This is a genomic window from Symmachiella macrocystis (genome assembly GCF_007860075.1).
GTDB classification, from domain to species: domain Bacteria; phylum Planctomycetota; class Planctomycetia; order Planctomycetales; family Planctomycetaceae; genus Symmachiella; species Symmachiella macrocystis.
Window position 1 is genome coordinate 4,270,677 of record NZ_SJPP01000001.1, and the last position, 16,281, is coordinate 4,286,957.

Genomic DNA, 16,281 nt, shown 5'->3' on the forward strand with positions numbered 1-16,281 from the left:
CGGTATATTGAGGATATTTCGGAATCCTGGCAAGGCCATCTCCAGGTGGAATACTCTCGCAACTTAACAAATCCGCGGAAAACGGCGGAAAACTACTGAATACTGTTATCCGAACTCAGGCTGGCGATCGGTGCATTGGGGGCCAATACGAAGATCTCGACGCGACGATTTTTCTGTCGCGACTCGTTATCTTTATTCGGGGCCAGGGGTTGGTACGGGCCGTAACCGGCAATCCCCATCCGTTCACGCCGCAACCCGTGGCTTGCCAGAGAGTCGCAGACGTTAATCGCACGGTGGGCGGAAAGGTGCAAGTTGCTGGGGTGTTTGGATTTCGTGCTCGCTTTCGCAATGCGTCGATCGTCGGTGTGACCCACAACTAAGATATTCAAATCTTGGGCATCCCCTTGATTTAAGATATTAGAGAATTCTGTCAGCAGTTCTTGCGAATTCTTTTGCACTTGGGCACTACCGGAAGAGAACCAGACATCGGAGTGAAACTTGCTCACGCCGGTTTGCGGATCAAATTCGAAGTTCGGGTAGCGACGGGCCAAATCTTGAAACTGCCGCGTCGATTCAGCCGAGAGCGGGTTGGCCGCATTGCGAGTGGTGTCTAACAGATTCGTGTACCGCGACCGCAATTTGTCCCGTTCACTTTGAGCGCTGACCAACAATTGCTCATCCGTTTGTTTGGCCACGCGTAGCGATTGGAGTTCTTGCTCCAATTGTTGCTGCTGAGCAGCCAGCGTGGCAGCTTGGTTATGGATTTGTTGGCGGTCGGCGGCCAAGGCTTGGTTTTGTTCGTACAATTGCCGCGCCCGGTTTTGGCTTTGCGACAACTGATTGCGGGGAACCGCAGTGCAACCCGAATGGCTAAACGCCATCGCGCCTACAGCACAAAACATCATGATTCGCAGAGGGGAAGACACGTAAGGACTCCTTTCCCGTTCGATATCGCGGGGAGCAGGTCGGCCCACGATGAATGCGGGCAACCGGCGTGCGAAGACCGGGGAATTGGCGATACACAGCTTGCTAGCGCATGCTGAGGATCACACAACATTCGATTGAGTTTTGAGTAGTCGGTGTTTTTGAGAGACTGGAAGTGGCTGCCGCAAGATGCTTGGAATCGAATTCCAACACAATGCTCGCGGCGAGCAGCGGCGATTTATAACGACAACGCCGCAGACTGCCAAGAGGAACTTGATGAAAACATCGCGCATTTTGCAGGTTGATTTATCTTGTAATTGCGAGCAACGCATCAACAGCGCATAATGAGTAAAAGACTTTGTGCAGGAACCGGAATTTCCACCCTTGCAGGACGTGCCCGATGAGCGGATACAACCCACAAGCAGCACAACATCCGGTGTTCGCCAGACGGACTGCATTGCAGGCCGGTGCGGTGGGATTGCTCGGTCTGGGAATGAATCACCTCGACGCGCTGCATGCAGCGACACGGGTCGAGGGAAAATACGCCGCCGTGGAACCGACCGCTAAGGCGTGCATCTATATCTTTTTATCCGGCGGCTTAGCGCAACAAGATAGTTTCGACCTCAAGCCGCAGGCCCCTGCCGAAATTCGCGGCGACTTTCAGCCGATTGCCACGCAGACACCGGGAATCGAAATCTGCGAACATCTACCGTTGTTGGCGCAGCGGAGCAACGACTGGTCGGTCGTCCGTTCGTTGACGCATCCCACCAACGGACACACGCTCGGTCATTATTATATGCTCACCGGTCGCTCCGTGACCAATCCCGGATTTGTGGGAGACCGCAAACCGCGTCCGGGCGATTGGCCCTCCATTGCTTCCATGGTCGGGGATGCCTTGCCACCGCGCAACGATAACCTGCCGCCGGCGGTCGTCTTGCCCGAGCGACTCGTGCATTGGTCGGGCGGCGTGATTCCCGGTGCCTATGGCGGGCAGATGGGCCGTCGCCGTGATCCGTTTTTTATCGAAGCGTCTCCCTATGGCGATCCCATGTGGCGGGGTGCCTATCCGGAATACACCTTTCCCAACCAGTCCAAAAAACCGCCCGGCAGTCCGGATGCCCGTACCTATCAAGCACCCAACTTAAAACTGCCACAGGGGCTATCGCCCAAACGCATGGATCGCCGATTGGATTTGCTCGCTTCGATTGATGACCAACGGCGGGCGATGGAGAGATCGGCCGAAGGCCGGTCGTACGATCTGCATCGTCAATCCGCCATCTCGCTGTTGTCCAATCACAAAGTCCAACAGGCCTTCGATGTGACCCGCGCTGATGACAAAATCCAAGAACGTTACGGCCGCAACAGTTTTGGCTGGTCGTTGTTGATGGCTTATCGCCTTGTGTCGGCGGGCGTGAATTTGGTGCAGGTCAATCTTGGTAACAACGAAACCTGGGACACGCACGGCGATGCGTTTCCGCGACTGAGGGACAAACTCTTCCCGCCCACCGACCGAGCCTTGTGCGCGCTGATGGATGATCTGAAAAACAGCGGTCAATTTGATAGTACGCTGATCGTCATGGGGAGCGAATTCGGCCGGACGCCGAAAATTTCACATTTGACCGACAGCTTTTTTGGTCCGGGCCGTGACCACTGGGGAGCGGTACAATCGGTTTTCTTTGCCGGCGGAGGTGTCCGCGGTGGGACCGTCATCGGCTCGTCGGACAAACAAGCCGGCTATCCCGCAGCCGACCCACAGACACCGGACAACATGGCGGCCACCATCTATCACGCACTGGGTATTCCCAAAACAGCGGCGTGGTACGATGACACCGGACGCCCACACCATATCTACACCGGCGTACCGATCGATGGACTGTTGGGTTAGCGTTCCTCGGCAATGCCGGGGGCTGTGGAAACACCGCTTGCGCCAGCAGATGCCATATCAGCGGTGGCCGTTTGAAAAATCCGCACGCTGTCGTCGACCAACGCATCGGTGCCGTACCGCTCATGCACGTGGGTATGCCCCGCCTGTGCCAACTTCAGTCGATGTGTAGGGTCCAGGATCAACGATTCCCAACCCTGCATCAAGGCTTGCGGGTCATCGGGATCAACCAATAGGCCGCCGCCTGAAGCATTGATCAATTCCGGAAACGCTCCGTGCCGCGGCTGCACGACGGGGACACCGTTGGCCAATGCCTCTAACACGTAGATACCCTTCGGCTCGTGATAAGTCGTCGGTACCGACAAAATATCCAACGACTTGAGGAACGCGACTTTTTCCGCATGCGTTTCCGGACTACCGACAAATTCAAACGCCGGCCCCAAGGCATCGATTGCCGGTTGCAGTTTTTTGAAGAACGCCGCATCCCGTTTGCCCAAGTAGCCCCCCGCACGAAACCGCACGTGCGGATGCCGTTCTTGCAGCAATCCAAACGCGGTGAGCAGTTGATCAAACCCCTTCTCCGGACAGATGCGCGCGAAGTAACCGATTGTTGGCGGTTCATCGCGCTGTAACGGTTGGCCGTCGTGACCCATCAGATCAATGCCCAACGGCAGGTGAATGAACTTCTCCCTGGGCAGCCCTAAAAAGCCCGACATGAAGTCGCTGTAATAATCGCTGTGCGTCAAAAATCCGTCGAACAATTGCCCGTGACTGTTGATCAATTCCAAGGCACGGCCGGCGAATGGCTCCGGTAAATCGGCAAGAAAAATATCGTCGCCTTGTAGCAGACAAAACACCGGGCCGGAAAACGATTCGCGTAGCCGGGGCATCGCGCCGGAGAGCAAGATGTTACTAAAACAAATCACATCCGGTTGGAGGTCTTGGCCGAGAAAATCGGCCAGTTCGTGTGTTTCGCGAAAATTGGGGCCGTCGCTGCCTTGCAGCATGGCGACGGTCAGCGCGCCCAGTTCCTGAGCATCGTTGCTGATCGCGAACCGTGTGACCAGATTCAACAGTCCGGGGGAATCGAGCCAACGCGTCCATCCGCGGGGGATTTTTTGCCAGATTGGAAAGCGGTAATCCAAATAGACATTCAGCCCGCCGAAGAAAATGCGATCGGTACTGACGTTGGTTTCGTCGACACGAATCGGCGTATAGGTCGGGATTAAGCTGACCTCATGCCCGGCATTTTGCAAAGCCCGCGCCCAGGTGTTGTCGTGCATACACGACCCGCAAAACATTCCCGCGCCGCCGGCAGTGATGATGGCAATGTGCATAGGACCAGTTTGAAAACTCGGCTGCCCCGGGTGCCACTGCTGGCTTGTCCAGCTGTGCTTGTTCCGGTCTAGTGTGTGCGTCGGGTGCCACTGGCTCTGCCAGTGCTTTGAAAGGAGTTCCGACTTTTATGGTCTCGCACTGGCAAAGCCAGTGGCACCCTAATTCCGGTTGGTTTTGAAACGGCTTGCGTGAATCAGGGTACCATTGCTTTAAAACAATTCAGCAATGGGCGAACCTTCATCGACGATGAAGTTCGGGCGACCACGGGGATCGAGATAGGTGGCGTCCAGGGGAACGTCCATGTGCTTATAAATCGTCGCCGCCAAATCTCCCGGCGTGACGGGACGTTCTTTGATTTGCCCGCCGTTGTGATCCGTGGCGCCAATCACCTGTCCGTGCCGCATTCCGCCGCCGGCCAGTGCCATCGACATCACCACCGGCCAGTGATTGCGGCCGTCGGTGCTGCCTTGTGTTCCCATATTGGGTGTCCGCCCGAATTCCCCCATGCCGATCACCAGCACGTCATCCAGCAGGCCGCGCTCATCCAAATCGCTGACTAATGTTGTGACGATGTGATCAAACAGCGGCAGCAGCGGCTTTAAGCCTTTGGAAATTCCCCCGTACACGCCGCCGGGAATTCCATGGTTGTCCCATGTGCCCGAAGCTGTGTGGTAACTCAAGTCGAGCGTGACAAAACTGACTCCCGCTTCGACGAGTCGCCGTGCTAACAACGCTTGTTGGCTCCACAGATGTTTGCCGTAACGCGCGCGGACGTCATCCGGTTCTAGTGAAATATCGAATGCCTGTTGCGCGCGGCGTCCGGTGACCATCTCCACCGCTTGTTGGCCGAATGTATCGACCGCACTCATCGAGCCGGATTGATCCAGGTCGCTGCGCAAACGGTCAAATTCCCGCATCAGTGCGCTGCGGCTGCCGAGTCGGTCTTGATGCAAACCTAACGGCAAATTGAACAGGCTCGCGCCGCTCGTCTTGCCTGTATCCTCGCCCAGTAAGGAATAAATCGGCAGGTCCGATGCTTCGTTGCCGATGAAGGGGTCGTATTGTTTGCCCAAATATCCTGCGTAACCGATGTGCGACTTGGACCGCATGAAGGCGACATAGGGGGGCATGCCGGGCTGATTGGCACCGTGAAATTTCGAGACGACCGAGGCGATCGCCGGATACTTGTCGCCGAGCGGATTCGTCCGCGGTGCCGCCAAACGGTTGCCGGTTTGAAAAACGCGATTGGGTTCGTGGCTGCTTTTGCGAGCGTCGACCGAACGGATGATCGTGAACTTGTCCAGCATCGACGCTTGCTTGGGCAAGTGTTCACAAATTTGCACGCCGGGCAGGGCGGTGCTGATGGGTGAAAACGGACCCCGATTATTGAACGGCCGGTTCGGCTTCATATCCCAGGTATCGATATGACTGGGACCTCCGGTCATCCACAACAGAATCACGCTTTTGCCACCCGCCATCGCGCGGCCGGTTTCGGCGGCAGCGGCACGGGTTCGTAATAATTGCGGCAACGACAGGCCGGCCATTCCCGCCAGTCCCGCTTTGAGCATGTTGCGGCGACTGTGCACCGTTAGCCCTTCGGCACGGTCCGCGTTCATGGCGGTAAAGGCATGGTCGTGATTGTGCTGTGCAGCGGGCCGACGCATAGCGAAATTCCTTACAGGTTCCACAACCCGCCCCGGGTGTTACCAGCGTCTTGTTCGCCAGTGCCGGATGCGTGATTTCAAAACAGATGATTCGACGTCAATCAGCTTTCTTCTTACCCTCTTTCAGGGCCTCTTCGACGGCGTCGAGCATCACATCCATGGCGAATGGCTTGCGCAGGTAATTCGCCACCCCTAACATTTCCGCATACGCCTTGTGGCGTCCCCCTTCGTTGGCTGTGATCATGATCACCGGCGGGGGATTGTCTAAGTTTTTGAGGAACTCCAACACGGGGAAGCCACCCAATTGCGGCATCATCATGTCGGTGATGATCAAATCGGGGTCAGCGGACTTGATTAGCTTTTGGCCTTCGATTCCGTTTTGCGCAGCCGATATATCATAACCGGCAGCGGCGAGCACACTGGTGAGTGTCGTCCGAATCTCGCGGTCATCTTCGATCAGTACAATCTTTGCCGCGGAAGCCATGGGAGTGAATCCTCGCGTCGTATATCTTTTCAGAATGGGGAATTCGGTCGAAATTTCATAATCCGAAGCAGCGTACTGTTGGCGTCGTCCGTAAATCAGAACTGTCGTCATTGTTTTTCGAGCAGTGCCGACGGAATTTGCGGATTGAACCACCTAAATGGTAGCATAACGCCGGTCGAGTTGTCTCGGTGGGACGTGCCGCAGAGGGACGATTCTAAGGAGGGAAACTGTCGTGGCATGGTTTTGTCCCATCCTATGGGACACCGGAGCGTTTCTCAAGTCCGACTTTTTCTGGTTGGTCAGAATGCTGTGTTTGCCTACAAAACACTAGACATACAAGCAAAAACCGAGTGATCTGCAACCAATTTTGCTGGAAATCCGCTTAACATTTGCTCAAACTTGGATATGATAGTCATTACGACTGAAGCGACTCGCGCCTGCAGGATCGATAACTAATGTTGCGATTCGTGCCGGGTGACCGAAACGTTTCACACTCACCGGGGTTTATTCTACTAGCCCTGGAAATTCCCCGCCTCAATCTGTCCGTCCTGCTGAAAGTGAGCAGATGCCACACAACATCCGCCACCACCGTCGTCAAAGTTCCTCCCGTTTTCCCAAATGGGGCCGCACCAATAATCGTGGCTGCCTAGGTGGATCGGGCCGTGTTGGAAAAACCAGCCGCACCGGAAAAATCGGTAAAGGGACGTTGTTTTTACTGACCGTTGTCGTCCTGGTGGCCGGCGGTGTCGCGTATGCCACTGTTGAGGGCAAGCTCCCGAATTGGTTCTCGCGCACAACCGTGCGGACGGACTTGGTCACCTCGCCGGTGAAACGGGGCGATCTCCGCATTTCGGTCATCGCCACCGGAAACCTAGACAGTGCCTCCAACGTCACGCTCAGCAGCAATGTCCAAGGCCAAACGAAAATCATCTCGATTGTTCCCGAAGGGACTCAAGCTTACGAGGGGATGGTGCTGGTCAAACTCGACGCATCGGTATATCAGGACAATCTCGACCAACAGGTCATCGCCCTCAAGCAAGCGGAGTCGCTACGTGACCAAGCCAAAGACGCTGTGCAGATTCAGCAAAACCTAAACGACAGCGAAATTGCTACTGCGCAATTGGAACTAGATCTCGCAGCCCTCGATTTAGAAAAATATGAGTTGGGCGATTACCCCGTCCTGAAGACGGCCGCAGAGTCCAAAATTACTTTAGCCAAGGAAAAACTGGCGCAAAGCAAGGACGCGTATGCCTTTGCCAAGCGGCAAAGTAAAAAAGGCTATGTCAACCAAAACGATTTGGAACAAAAACGTGTCGCTGTGACGACGGCCGAATTGGAATTGCAGACCGCTGTGTTGGAACTAGTCGTTCTGGAAAATTTCCAGTACAAACGCGATATCGCCGAAAAAAAATCCCAGGCCGAACAAACAAAAAGCGAACTGGTACGCGAGCAACAAAAAGCTGAGGCCGCGCTCAATCAAGCCAAGGCAAACTACGAAGCCTGCGTGCTGACAGCCGAAGTCGAAAAAACCAAGCACGACAAACTCGTCGAACAGATCGCTGAATGTACGATCGTCGCGCCGCAATCGGGACAGGTGATCTATGCGGTCTCTGACAGCCGCCGTAGCCAGGAACGCGTGATTGAGGAAGGGGCGACTGTGGACAACCGTCAGGCGATTATCAAATTGCCCGACCTGTCGCAGATGCAAGTCGACACGCGGATTCACGAATCAAAAATCGGTCTCGTTCAAGCCGACATGCCCGCCGTTATCAAGGTCAGTCGCAAATCCAGTCGTTTTCACAATGGCTATGTCAAATCGGTGGCGTCGGTGCCGAACTCACCAAGTTGGCGACAACCCGACCTGCGCGAATATACAGCGGTCATCTACATTGAAACCGACGATTCAAGCGCTGAGGGGCTCAAACCAGGTTTGACCGCGGAAGTCGAAATTATCTCCGACGTGCTCCACGATGTGCTAAAAATTCCAGTGCAAGCTTTGGTTGCCCGCAATGGCAAACAATTTGTATTCGTTAACAAAGTGACCGGCCCGGAGATCCGTCGGGTCTTTGCCGGAGCAACCAATGATGTCGAAACCGAAGTTCGCGAAATCGAGACTCCTGTTGCTGATGCAAAATTTCCCGTTGGCGTGACTGAAGGCGAGGAAGTCATCCTCGCGCCTCGCACGTCGTTGCCGGAGTTATTCACCGTGCTGGAAGATGCCGAACCGGAAAAAGCAGTCAAGCAAAGCGACGTGCCTGGCGGCAAAGACCGCTCCGGCCGGAGTGGGGCACGTGATGGGAAAGCTAGCGGAAAACAATCCAAAGGCCCCGGTGGAAAACCGAGTGGGAAATCACCGAAAAAGAAACCAGCAGGCGGCGCAGCAGGCGGTGCCGCGGCCATCTTTAAGACAATGGATAAAAACGGCGATGGTGTAATTACCAAGGATGAAGTCGCCGGCGGAGCGATGGCGGCCGGCTTTAGTAAGACCGACACGAACAGCGACGAGAAAATCGACCTAGCGGAATTTGAGGTCGCAATGGCCGCATATGCTAAAAAACGTGGCGCAGGCGGCGGTGGTGGCAGCCAATGAGTATCGTGGCCGAATTGATCGCACTGGAGAAGCACTACGACCTGGGCCCGGTCGTCGTCAAAGCCCTGCGGGGGGTGACGACACAATTTGCCGAAGGCGATTTTATCGCCATCATGGGGGCCTCGGGGAGTGGCAAAAGTACGATGCTCAACCTGCTGGGCGGTTTGGATCGTCCCACCCTCGGGACGTACAGCCTCGGCGGTGAAGACGTCTCGCTGCTCGATGATGATGAGCTCTCGCGAATTCGCAACGAGCGGATTGGCTTTATCTTTCAATCCTACAACTTGATCCCGCAGTATACCGTCTTGGAAAACATTGCGGTCCCGCTGTTTTATCGGCCGGGGTACCCTGCGATGTCTGTGAAAGATCGCGATTGGTGCGAAGAGTTGGCCTTGCGAGTCGGCTTGGCGGACCGGTTGGATCACCGTCCTCCCCAACTCTCCGGTGGACAACAACAACGCGTTGCGATCGCTCGTTCCATGGTGAATGATCCCGACATTATTCTCGCGGACGAACCGACGGGAAACCTAGACTCGACCACCGAGAAAGAGATCATGCGACTGCTGCATGATCTCAATCACGAAGGTCGCACGATCATCATGGTGACGCACGAACCGCTCGTCGCCGACCAAGCCCGGCGACGGATCATCATGAAGGATGGACTGATCGAACGGGAAGAGTTTGGGCAAACACTCCCCGACGATTTTCCGCACCCTTTAGAATCCAGTGAGGCGGTTCGTTAATCACCTCTGAGCCGCTGCCATTCGTCTCATTAAACTTTCCCAACACACCGCTTACGGCTCCTCAAACGAGACACGTCTCGATTCTCGCTCCCGCGTCGTTTCGATTCGTGTGAAAATCTTATGTTGCGACTACTCCGTACGATTCGACTCGGCCTTAAAAACCTGCTACTGCACAAACTGCGGTCGTTGCTGACGATGTTGGGCATCGTATTCGGCGTATTCTCAGTGATTGCCATGTTGGCCATCGGTGAAGGGGCCAGTCGTCAAGCTCAGCGACAAGTGCTTGAGTTGGGAGCGACGAACATCATCGTCATCAGCCAAAAACCGGCTGAAGGTTCCAAGAGCAACAATGCTCAGACACAGGTTTTGCAGTATGGGATTCTGCGGGATGATTATCGACGCATCAAGCAGACAGTTAACACCATCGTCGACGCCACACCCATTCGCGAATTTTCCCAACCTGCGCGGTATATGCATCGCAATATGGACGTCCGTCTTGTCGGCTGTACACCGAATTATTTCAGTGTGAATCACCTCAACATGGATGCCGGACGGTTTATTTCCTACCGGGACCAAGAGGATACCGCGAACGTCTGTGTCATTGGTCATGAAGTCGCCACGACTCTGTTCCCCGGCGAAGAACCCCGCGGCAAGTCCATCCGCATTGGCGACGTGTTTTATTCGATCGTGGGAATGACATCACATCGCACCGCGTCGGCGGCCATCGGTGGCAGTATGTCGGGACAGGATTTCGATAAAGACGTTTACATTCCCTTGGATACGTTGCAATCCCGCATCGGCGATGAAGTGATGATCATTACCGCCGGCAGCCGTAGCAGCGAAAAAGTCGAACTCAGTCAAATCACGTTTCGTGTTGCTGATGCCAAGGACGTCGTGCCGACCGCAAATGTGATTCGCGAAACGCTGGCACGCTACCACGCGGATTCTAACGATGTCGATCTCGTCGTGCCGATGGAATTGCTCAAACAGGCGGAGCAGTTAAAAGTCATATTCAACGTCGTTCTGGGGGCCATTGCGCTCATCAGTTTGGTCGTGGGAGGCATCGGTATTATGAACATTATGCTGGCCACCGTTACCGAGCGAACCCGCGAAATCGGCATCCGCCGTGCTCTGGGGGCCAAACGGGGGGATATCACCGAACAGTTCCTCACCGAAACAAGCGTGTTGGCCGGGACCGGCGGGTTGTTGGGTGTCTCCTTGGGATTACTCACGCCGGTCGCATTTTCAGCAATTCGCTGGTTGGCCAAAACAGCGATTATGGACTCCTCAGTCCAATCCAGTTCGAAGATGTTTCAGATGTTTGACGGCCTGGAACCGGTCGTCGCTTGGTGGACCTTGGCCGTCGCATTCGGGATTTCAGTATTCATCGGCATACTCTCTGGAATCTATCCGGCCCTTGCAGCCGCCAAATTGGACCCGATCGAAGCCCTACGACACGAATAATCAACCGTTACTCTGGTTGAGTGCCGTCGGCGTGCACCGAGAGACTCAAGTCGATTCGGTCAAATTCTCGATGACGGAATAAGTCACGCTGCGCGCCGGGGAGACTCTGCAATCAGCGTTGCGGGCCATTCTGAAAAAACGCGTCCCGAACACTCGATTTTCCAAGCACCCCTGATGCACAATATGCGGATCCTCGCGTTATTCGACTCCCGCCGCCGCGTCGCCGCATGCATCCTGCTGTTGGCGTTCTTCGCTCGCGCACCGACCGCGGCGGCACAGACGCTCCCCGCCCCGCAATTCATGCCCGTGGCTGGAGGACACCAAGCCGCATCCACACCGAATCAATGCGGACCCGCAGCCTGCCAATGCTGCCCCGCTGAATCGTATTGGATTGTCAGTCTGAGGTGTTGCCCGCAAAAGACGCCCTGTCCGATTTGCCCGAACTGTGTGGACTTCCTGTGCCGCACACCCGACGGCTGTCTGACACGCTCGAATCACGCCGCGTTTCTGGCCTCCTTGCTCCCCCGCGTTCCCGTATGCTTCATGATCCACGGCAGCTACGTCACATGGCAAGACGTACCCCTCGATGCACAGAGCACGTTCTGCTGGCTCCGCGGCGCTGCCCCGCATCTTCCACTGAACTATGTCTACGTGACTTGGCCCAGCGACCCGACGTTGCCCCCTTTTGATATTCAGGGGTTGGGACGCAAAAGTGCCCGCAACGGATTTCAACTGGCGACTTTGACTCAAACGATCCCTTGCGACCATCCCGTCAGCTTCATCGGTCACAGCCACGGTGCCCGGTTGACGTTGTCGACTTTGCACTTACTGGGCGGCGGAGTCGTGCAAGGATGTTGCTTGGCACAGCCGCCAGGCGCATCGCATCGATTCCGCGCGGTGTTGGGAGCCGCAGCTGTGGATCATCATTGGATGAATCCCGGGGAACGATACGGTTGCTCCATGCGTGTTACGGAATGCTTGTTGAATTTTCGTTCCCGGCAAGACGGCGCACTCTCCTTGTACCCCTTCCGACGGCCCTTCTCCAAAGCCGCCTTGGGCAAAAAAGGCTTGACGAAACGGGACATACGAAAGCTAGGACCGCTCGCCTGCCGCATCGCCGAATGCGATGTCACCCCTTATGTGCGGCATCACCACTTCTGGCAATACTACAACAACCATCCCGCACTAGCGCTGTCGGCCGTACCGTACGTCTACTTTCCCGACGTGCAAGCGAGTCAAGCTGTCATTCCGCCGGCACCGGTTGAGTAGGTGACTGGCCGAGTAGGTTTGCGGCGCGAGTTCGCGGCAACGTCAATCGTTTTTCGTCACTGGGCCGGTCACGGGCATGACGACGCCGATGTCCTTTCCGTCGCGCGACCGTTTGATGGAAAGCACCTTGCAAACATGGTGAATGTCGGACCCTAAGCGGGCGATGGTGGCGCTCTCGACTTCTCGTCGGTTTTCATCAACCACAATCGTTGTTTTCCCGATCCAACTTTTGTGTTTGGGTTTGGGCGTCAATTCCCATTGCAAGCGACCGCCGGGAAGTGCGACAACGCGGCTGCTAAAAAACCTCAACGCATATTCATACGGCCGGGCCAGTCCGACACAGCCAAAAATGATCGGGTCTTCCTCCGGGAATGTGGGTATCGAGTTCATGCTGTCGATGAGCGAAGACATTGGATCATCCGGCGACAATGGTTCGCCGTTCAAGTCATTCCCGTCGCTGTCGAGGAGGGCCACCCATTCACCTTCTTCAAAGTTGGCAAGGGCGATGTCTTCATCTAACAGGGGATCAATTTCTTCTTGCAAAGGCATACCGTATTCGATGCCCTCGGAGAGAATCACTTTCCATTCAGCCGGCAATATTCGGGTTTTAAGATAAGCCAAACAGTCTTGCGAAGTCGGCGGACCAATGCGACGCGTGTCGCTGTTTTTCCCGTTGAATTGTATTGTTTTTTGCGCGTGTTTTTCCGTCTTGTTGACTGTGTCCGCCTCGATCACGCAAAACGTACCCACAAATGTGGGCGTCAACAACTTTTCCGCAAGAATGCTTTTCAAGCGGTCTTCAGGGGATTCTGAGACGGTCCGCAGCTGATCTCGCTTGGAAACATCGGGTTGAATGGCAATCCAGCCTCCCACGCACATCGCACAACAAGTAAACGCTCCCACCAGAAATACGAAACGTATTGAGTTCATCGCGACATCTCCCCGTTTTTCGAGCGACTGCGGACACGGTCGAATTGGCATTGCGAATGCCGGGGAAGTTATCAAGAGAAGCGAGATACGAATAGGTCGCTATTTGCGCTAACAAATTCGCGTTACTGACCCGCCGCCCACCGACAGGCGTTTTGCCAAAAGGCGGCGTATTCGTCCCAATAGACGAAATTGCAGGCCCAGTGCGGCGCAGGATCCGACGTGTAACTAAACACGCGGCCGCTGCCAAATGAGCCGACAGCGATCGCGGGGTCGCCAGTTTCTGAAAACCGCGCGACCACTTCGCAGCCCGTGCGGGGACGTGTTATGTTGTAACCCAAGATCGGTGGTGCTGCGGCGACATCCAACCCGGCCAACACCGGATGGTCGGGCAGTTCCGGCACGATGGCAAAGCCTTCGCTGCTCTCGGCCAGATCTTCGATGTCGAGGCACTGTAGCGGCAGAATCTCCGCCAACTTCGTCCGTCCCCAGCCACCGCGGCCCAGTTCGCCGGTAAAGCTCATCCACCCGCCCAGGAACATCACCCCCAATCCACCCTGAACCGCTTCAATGGTCAGGCGGATACGGTCGGGAAAGGTGAGCACCTGTTTGCCGAATTGCCGGCGATCAAACATATCCGGACAGAGCTGGAACAGCTTGGCTTCGACGTCGGAAAAAATCAGCACGTCGTATTCATCCAGAATCCGCTCGTACTCACCGGGCGGGAGTTTATAGAACTCCCAAGTCGGCACGCACGTCACCCGATGCTCGCCGCTGCTCTCCAACGCCGTTTTCAGCCACGTGCTGTCATTAAAAACCTCCGCCCCCTTGTGCCCACAATTGAACGGCGATTCCGCATAAAGCGGCCCAATCGCCAGCGCCCAATCCCCGACGTAATAGACGTTTGCCATGTTTTCCGAGCCTGAGAGGAATTGTTAGTACGGGTTCACAATGGAGGGGAAATAGGCTGTAGACTTTAGACGATAGGCTGTAGGAATTGACGGTTGCGTATTTTGCTGCAGTCTAAAGCCTCTTCCTTCTCAGTGTCCTCCCTGTCTCCGTGGTGAATTCTCCGTAGGCTGATTAAGGCAGGGGAATTAGTCTTCCACAACATCCGGTTTCTGTCCCGGCGTGCTCTGGTCGCCGGCGGTGATTTTGCTCCACATGGTGGCTAAGAAACCGGCGGCGATTACTGCGACGACTGTTAGAATAATCGCGTTCGTGGTTTGGCCGTATAAATAGTATCCGGTGGCAAACAGAGCGGAATAGACACCTAGGCAACCAACGAGCATGCAGGCGACACCCAGGCCGATATGGGAGTTGCCGTCCTTGGGCAGGGGGACCCCATCCGCGGCGGCTTTGTCCAATACGCGTTTCCAGCCGAGGCCGCCCGGATGTACGAGGCGGTAAAAGCTGCGTAATTTCTCTTCGTCATCGGCAGGTGTCACCAGCGTCGCCAGGATCCAGGCCACGGTAGTGATTCCGACACCGACTGAAAGTTTGACCCATGAAGGCATGTCTTCCGGAGCGGCGAATGCTGCCCACAGAGCGACCATGAATGAAACGACCATCGCCACGATTTCACTGTACGGATTAATCCGCCACCAGAACCAACGCAGGATGAACAACAGCCCCGTTCCCGCTCCGATCTGTAATAGGATTTCAAAGCCTTGATAGGCATCCTTAAGAAACAATGCCAAGATGCCCGCAAAAACCATCATCAGCACTGTGGAAAGTCGGCCGACGCGGACCAGTTCTTTTTGCTCAGCATCGGGACGCACGAATCGTTGATAAAAGTCGTTGACGATATAGGACGATCCCCAGTTGAGGTGTGTTGAAATTGTTGACATAAAGGCCGCGATCAACGAGGCAACCACCAGCCCCAGTAGGCCGTGTGGCAGGAACGCCAACATCGCCGGATAAGCCAAGTCGCCTTTGACCTGATCGGCGGGCATGTCGGGATAGGCCAGTTGCAGCGACGCATTGTCGGGAAAAACCACAAGCGATGCTAAAGCGACAATGATCCAGGGCCAGGGCCGCAGAGCGTAGTGCGCCACGTTAAAAAATAACGTCGCGCCGATGGCGTGCTTCTCATCTTTAGCAGCCAACATCCGCTGCGCGATATAGCCGCCGCCACCCGGCTCAGCTCCGGGATACCACACGCTCCACCACTGCACTGAGAGTGGAATGACTAACAGTGTCATCAACAGGTCTCGACTGGCCGTGGTGCTGAGGTCAAAGGCGGGCAGCATTGCCATTTTGTCTTGAACGTTGGGATGCGTGATCAATTTCGCCATGCCGCCAATATCAGCCTGTTGCAGAGCGACGATGGCGGCGCCGATGGATCCCACCATGGCGATGATGAATAACAAGAAGTCCGTCAGCAATACCCCTTTGAGTCCTCCCATGGCGCTGAAGATTACGGCGACTGTGGCAGCAATCACAATGGTCTGGGCCGGATCCAATCCAAGCATCACATGGCCGATTTTGATCGCTGCCAGCGAGACGTTGGCCATGATAATGATGTTAAAGAACACACCCAAATACAACGCGCGAAACCCGCGCAAAAACGCCGCCGGTTTTCCGCTGTAGCGCAGCTCATAGAATTCCAGGTCCGTCGTAATCCCCGACCGCCGCCACAATTTGGCGTACACGAAAACCGTCAACATGCCGGTCAGCAAAAATGCCCACCAGACCCAGTTGCCGGCGACGCCGTTTTCTCGCACGATGTTCGTGACCAACCCCGGCGTGTCCGCGGCAAACGTCGTGGCCACCATCGAGAATCCCAACAGCCACCACGGCATGTTGCGGCCCGATAGGAAAAAATCCGCCGAGCTCTTGCCCGCTTGCCGGCTAACGACGGCTCCGATGACCAGTGAGATCGCGAAAAAACCAAAGATGATCGACCAGTCAATGAAATCCAGTTGCATCTTTTTCTCTATCCTTGTGGGCGGTGGTACGCCGTTTATCGTATGGACCCCCGGCGGAGCCGGGGG

General features: G+C 55.5%; 12 protein-coding genes. 5 read left to right on the plus strand and 7 right to left on the minus strand.

All coding sequences use genetic code 11. The annotated features are described in order from the left end of the window. Positions 1-92 precede the first annotated feature (92 nt). Entirely contained in the window at positions 93-926 is an 834-nt protein-coding gene (locus CA54_RS16700; protein ID WP_146371944.1) for an OmpA/MotB family protein, read from the minus strand. A gap of 398 nt (positions 927-1,324) precedes the next feature. On the opposite strand from CA54_RS16700, the gene CA54_RS16705 reads away from it, so the two are divergent. Further along, positions 1,325-2,809 (plus strand): DUF1501 domain-containing protein, encoded by a 1,485-nt coding sequence (locus CA54_RS16705; RefSeq protein WP_146371945.1) that lies wholly within the window; start codon positions 1,325-1,327, stop codon positions 2,807-2,809. Here the strand turns inward: CA54_RS16705 and CA54_RS16710 are convergent. From CA54_RS16710 to CA54_RS16720, 3 genes are all read right to left on the minus strand, one after another. Then, positions 2,806-4,143, minus strand: a complete 1,338-nt coding sequence (locus tag CA54_RS16710) for a glycosyltransferase family 4 protein (RefSeq protein ID WP_146371946.1) — start codon at positions 4,141-4,143, stop codon at positions 2,806-2,808. The genes CA54_RS16705 and CA54_RS16710 overlap by 4 nt on opposite strands. 210 nt (positions 4,144-4,353) lie before the next feature. Further along, on the minus strand, positions 4,354-5,808 hold the full coding sequence (locus tag CA54_RS16715) for a DUF1501 domain-containing protein (protein WP_146371947.1): 1,455 nt from the start codon (positions 5,806-5,808) through the stop codon (positions 4,354-4,356). A gap of 97 nt (positions 5,809-5,905) precedes the next feature. Then, a complete protein-coding gene (locus CA54_RS16720) occupies positions 5,906-6,292 on the minus strand; it encodes a response regulator transcription factor (protein ID WP_146371948.1) in 387 nt (128 codons plus the stop codon). Positions 6,293-6,857: 565 nt separating this feature from the next. Here CA54_RS16720 and CA54_RS16725 point away from each other — a divergent pair. From CA54_RS16725 to CA54_RS16740, 4 genes are all read left to right on the plus strand, one after another. Then, positions 6,858-8,882 (plus strand): hypothetical protein, encoded by a 2,025-nt coding sequence (locus tag CA54_RS16725; RefSeq protein ID WP_146371949.1) that lies wholly within the window; start codon positions 6,858-6,860, stop codon positions 8,880-8,882. Beyond that, complete coding sequence (locus CA54_RS16730) at positions 8,879-9,625, plus strand: ABC transporter ATP-binding protein (RefSeq protein ID WP_146371950.1); 747 nt, start codon at positions 8,879-8,881, stop codon at positions 9,623-9,625. Before CA54_RS16725 ends, CA54_RS16730 begins: the two co-directional genes overlap by 4 nt. Positions 9,626-9,745: 120 nt before the next feature. Then, entirely contained in the window at positions 9,746-11,089 is a 1,344-nt protein-coding gene (locus CA54_RS16735; RefSeq protein ID WP_146371951.1) for an ABC transporter permease, read from the plus strand. Positions 11,090-11,263: 174 nt separating this feature from the next. After that, the gene (locus CA54_RS16740; protein ID WP_197532515.1) at positions 11,264-12,358 is read left to right on the plus strand and encodes a hypothetical protein; all 1,095 of its coding nucleotides are present in this window, start codon (positions 11,264-11,266) and stop codon (positions 12,356-12,358) included. Positions 12,359-12,400: 42 nt separating this feature from the next. Here CA54_RS16740 and CA54_RS16745 read toward each other — a convergent pair whose 3' ends face one another. The 3 genes from CA54_RS16745 to CA54_RS16755 all read right to left on the minus strand — a co-directional run bounded on the left by CA54_RS16745 (position 12,401) and on the right by CA54_RS16755 (position 16,215). Next, positions 12,401-13,288: a hypothetical protein gene (locus CA54_RS16745; protein WP_146371953.1), complete on the minus strand. Its 888-nt coding sequence runs from the start codon at positions 13,286-13,288 to the stop codon at positions 12,401-12,403. 122 nt (positions 13,289-13,410) lie between these two features. Beyond that, positions 13,411-14,196: a glutamine amidotransferase gene (locus CA54_RS16750; RefSeq protein WP_146371954.1), complete on the minus strand. Its 786-nt coding sequence runs from the start codon at positions 14,194-14,196 to the stop codon at positions 13,411-13,413. 186 nt (positions 14,197-14,382) lie between these two features. Beyond that, positions 14,383-16,215: a sodium:solute symporter family protein gene (locus tag CA54_RS16755; RefSeq protein ID WP_146371955.1), complete on the minus strand. Its 1,833-nt coding sequence runs from the start codon at positions 16,213-16,215 to the stop codon at positions 14,383-14,385. Between the last annotated feature and the right edge of the window lie 66 nt (positions 16,216-16,281).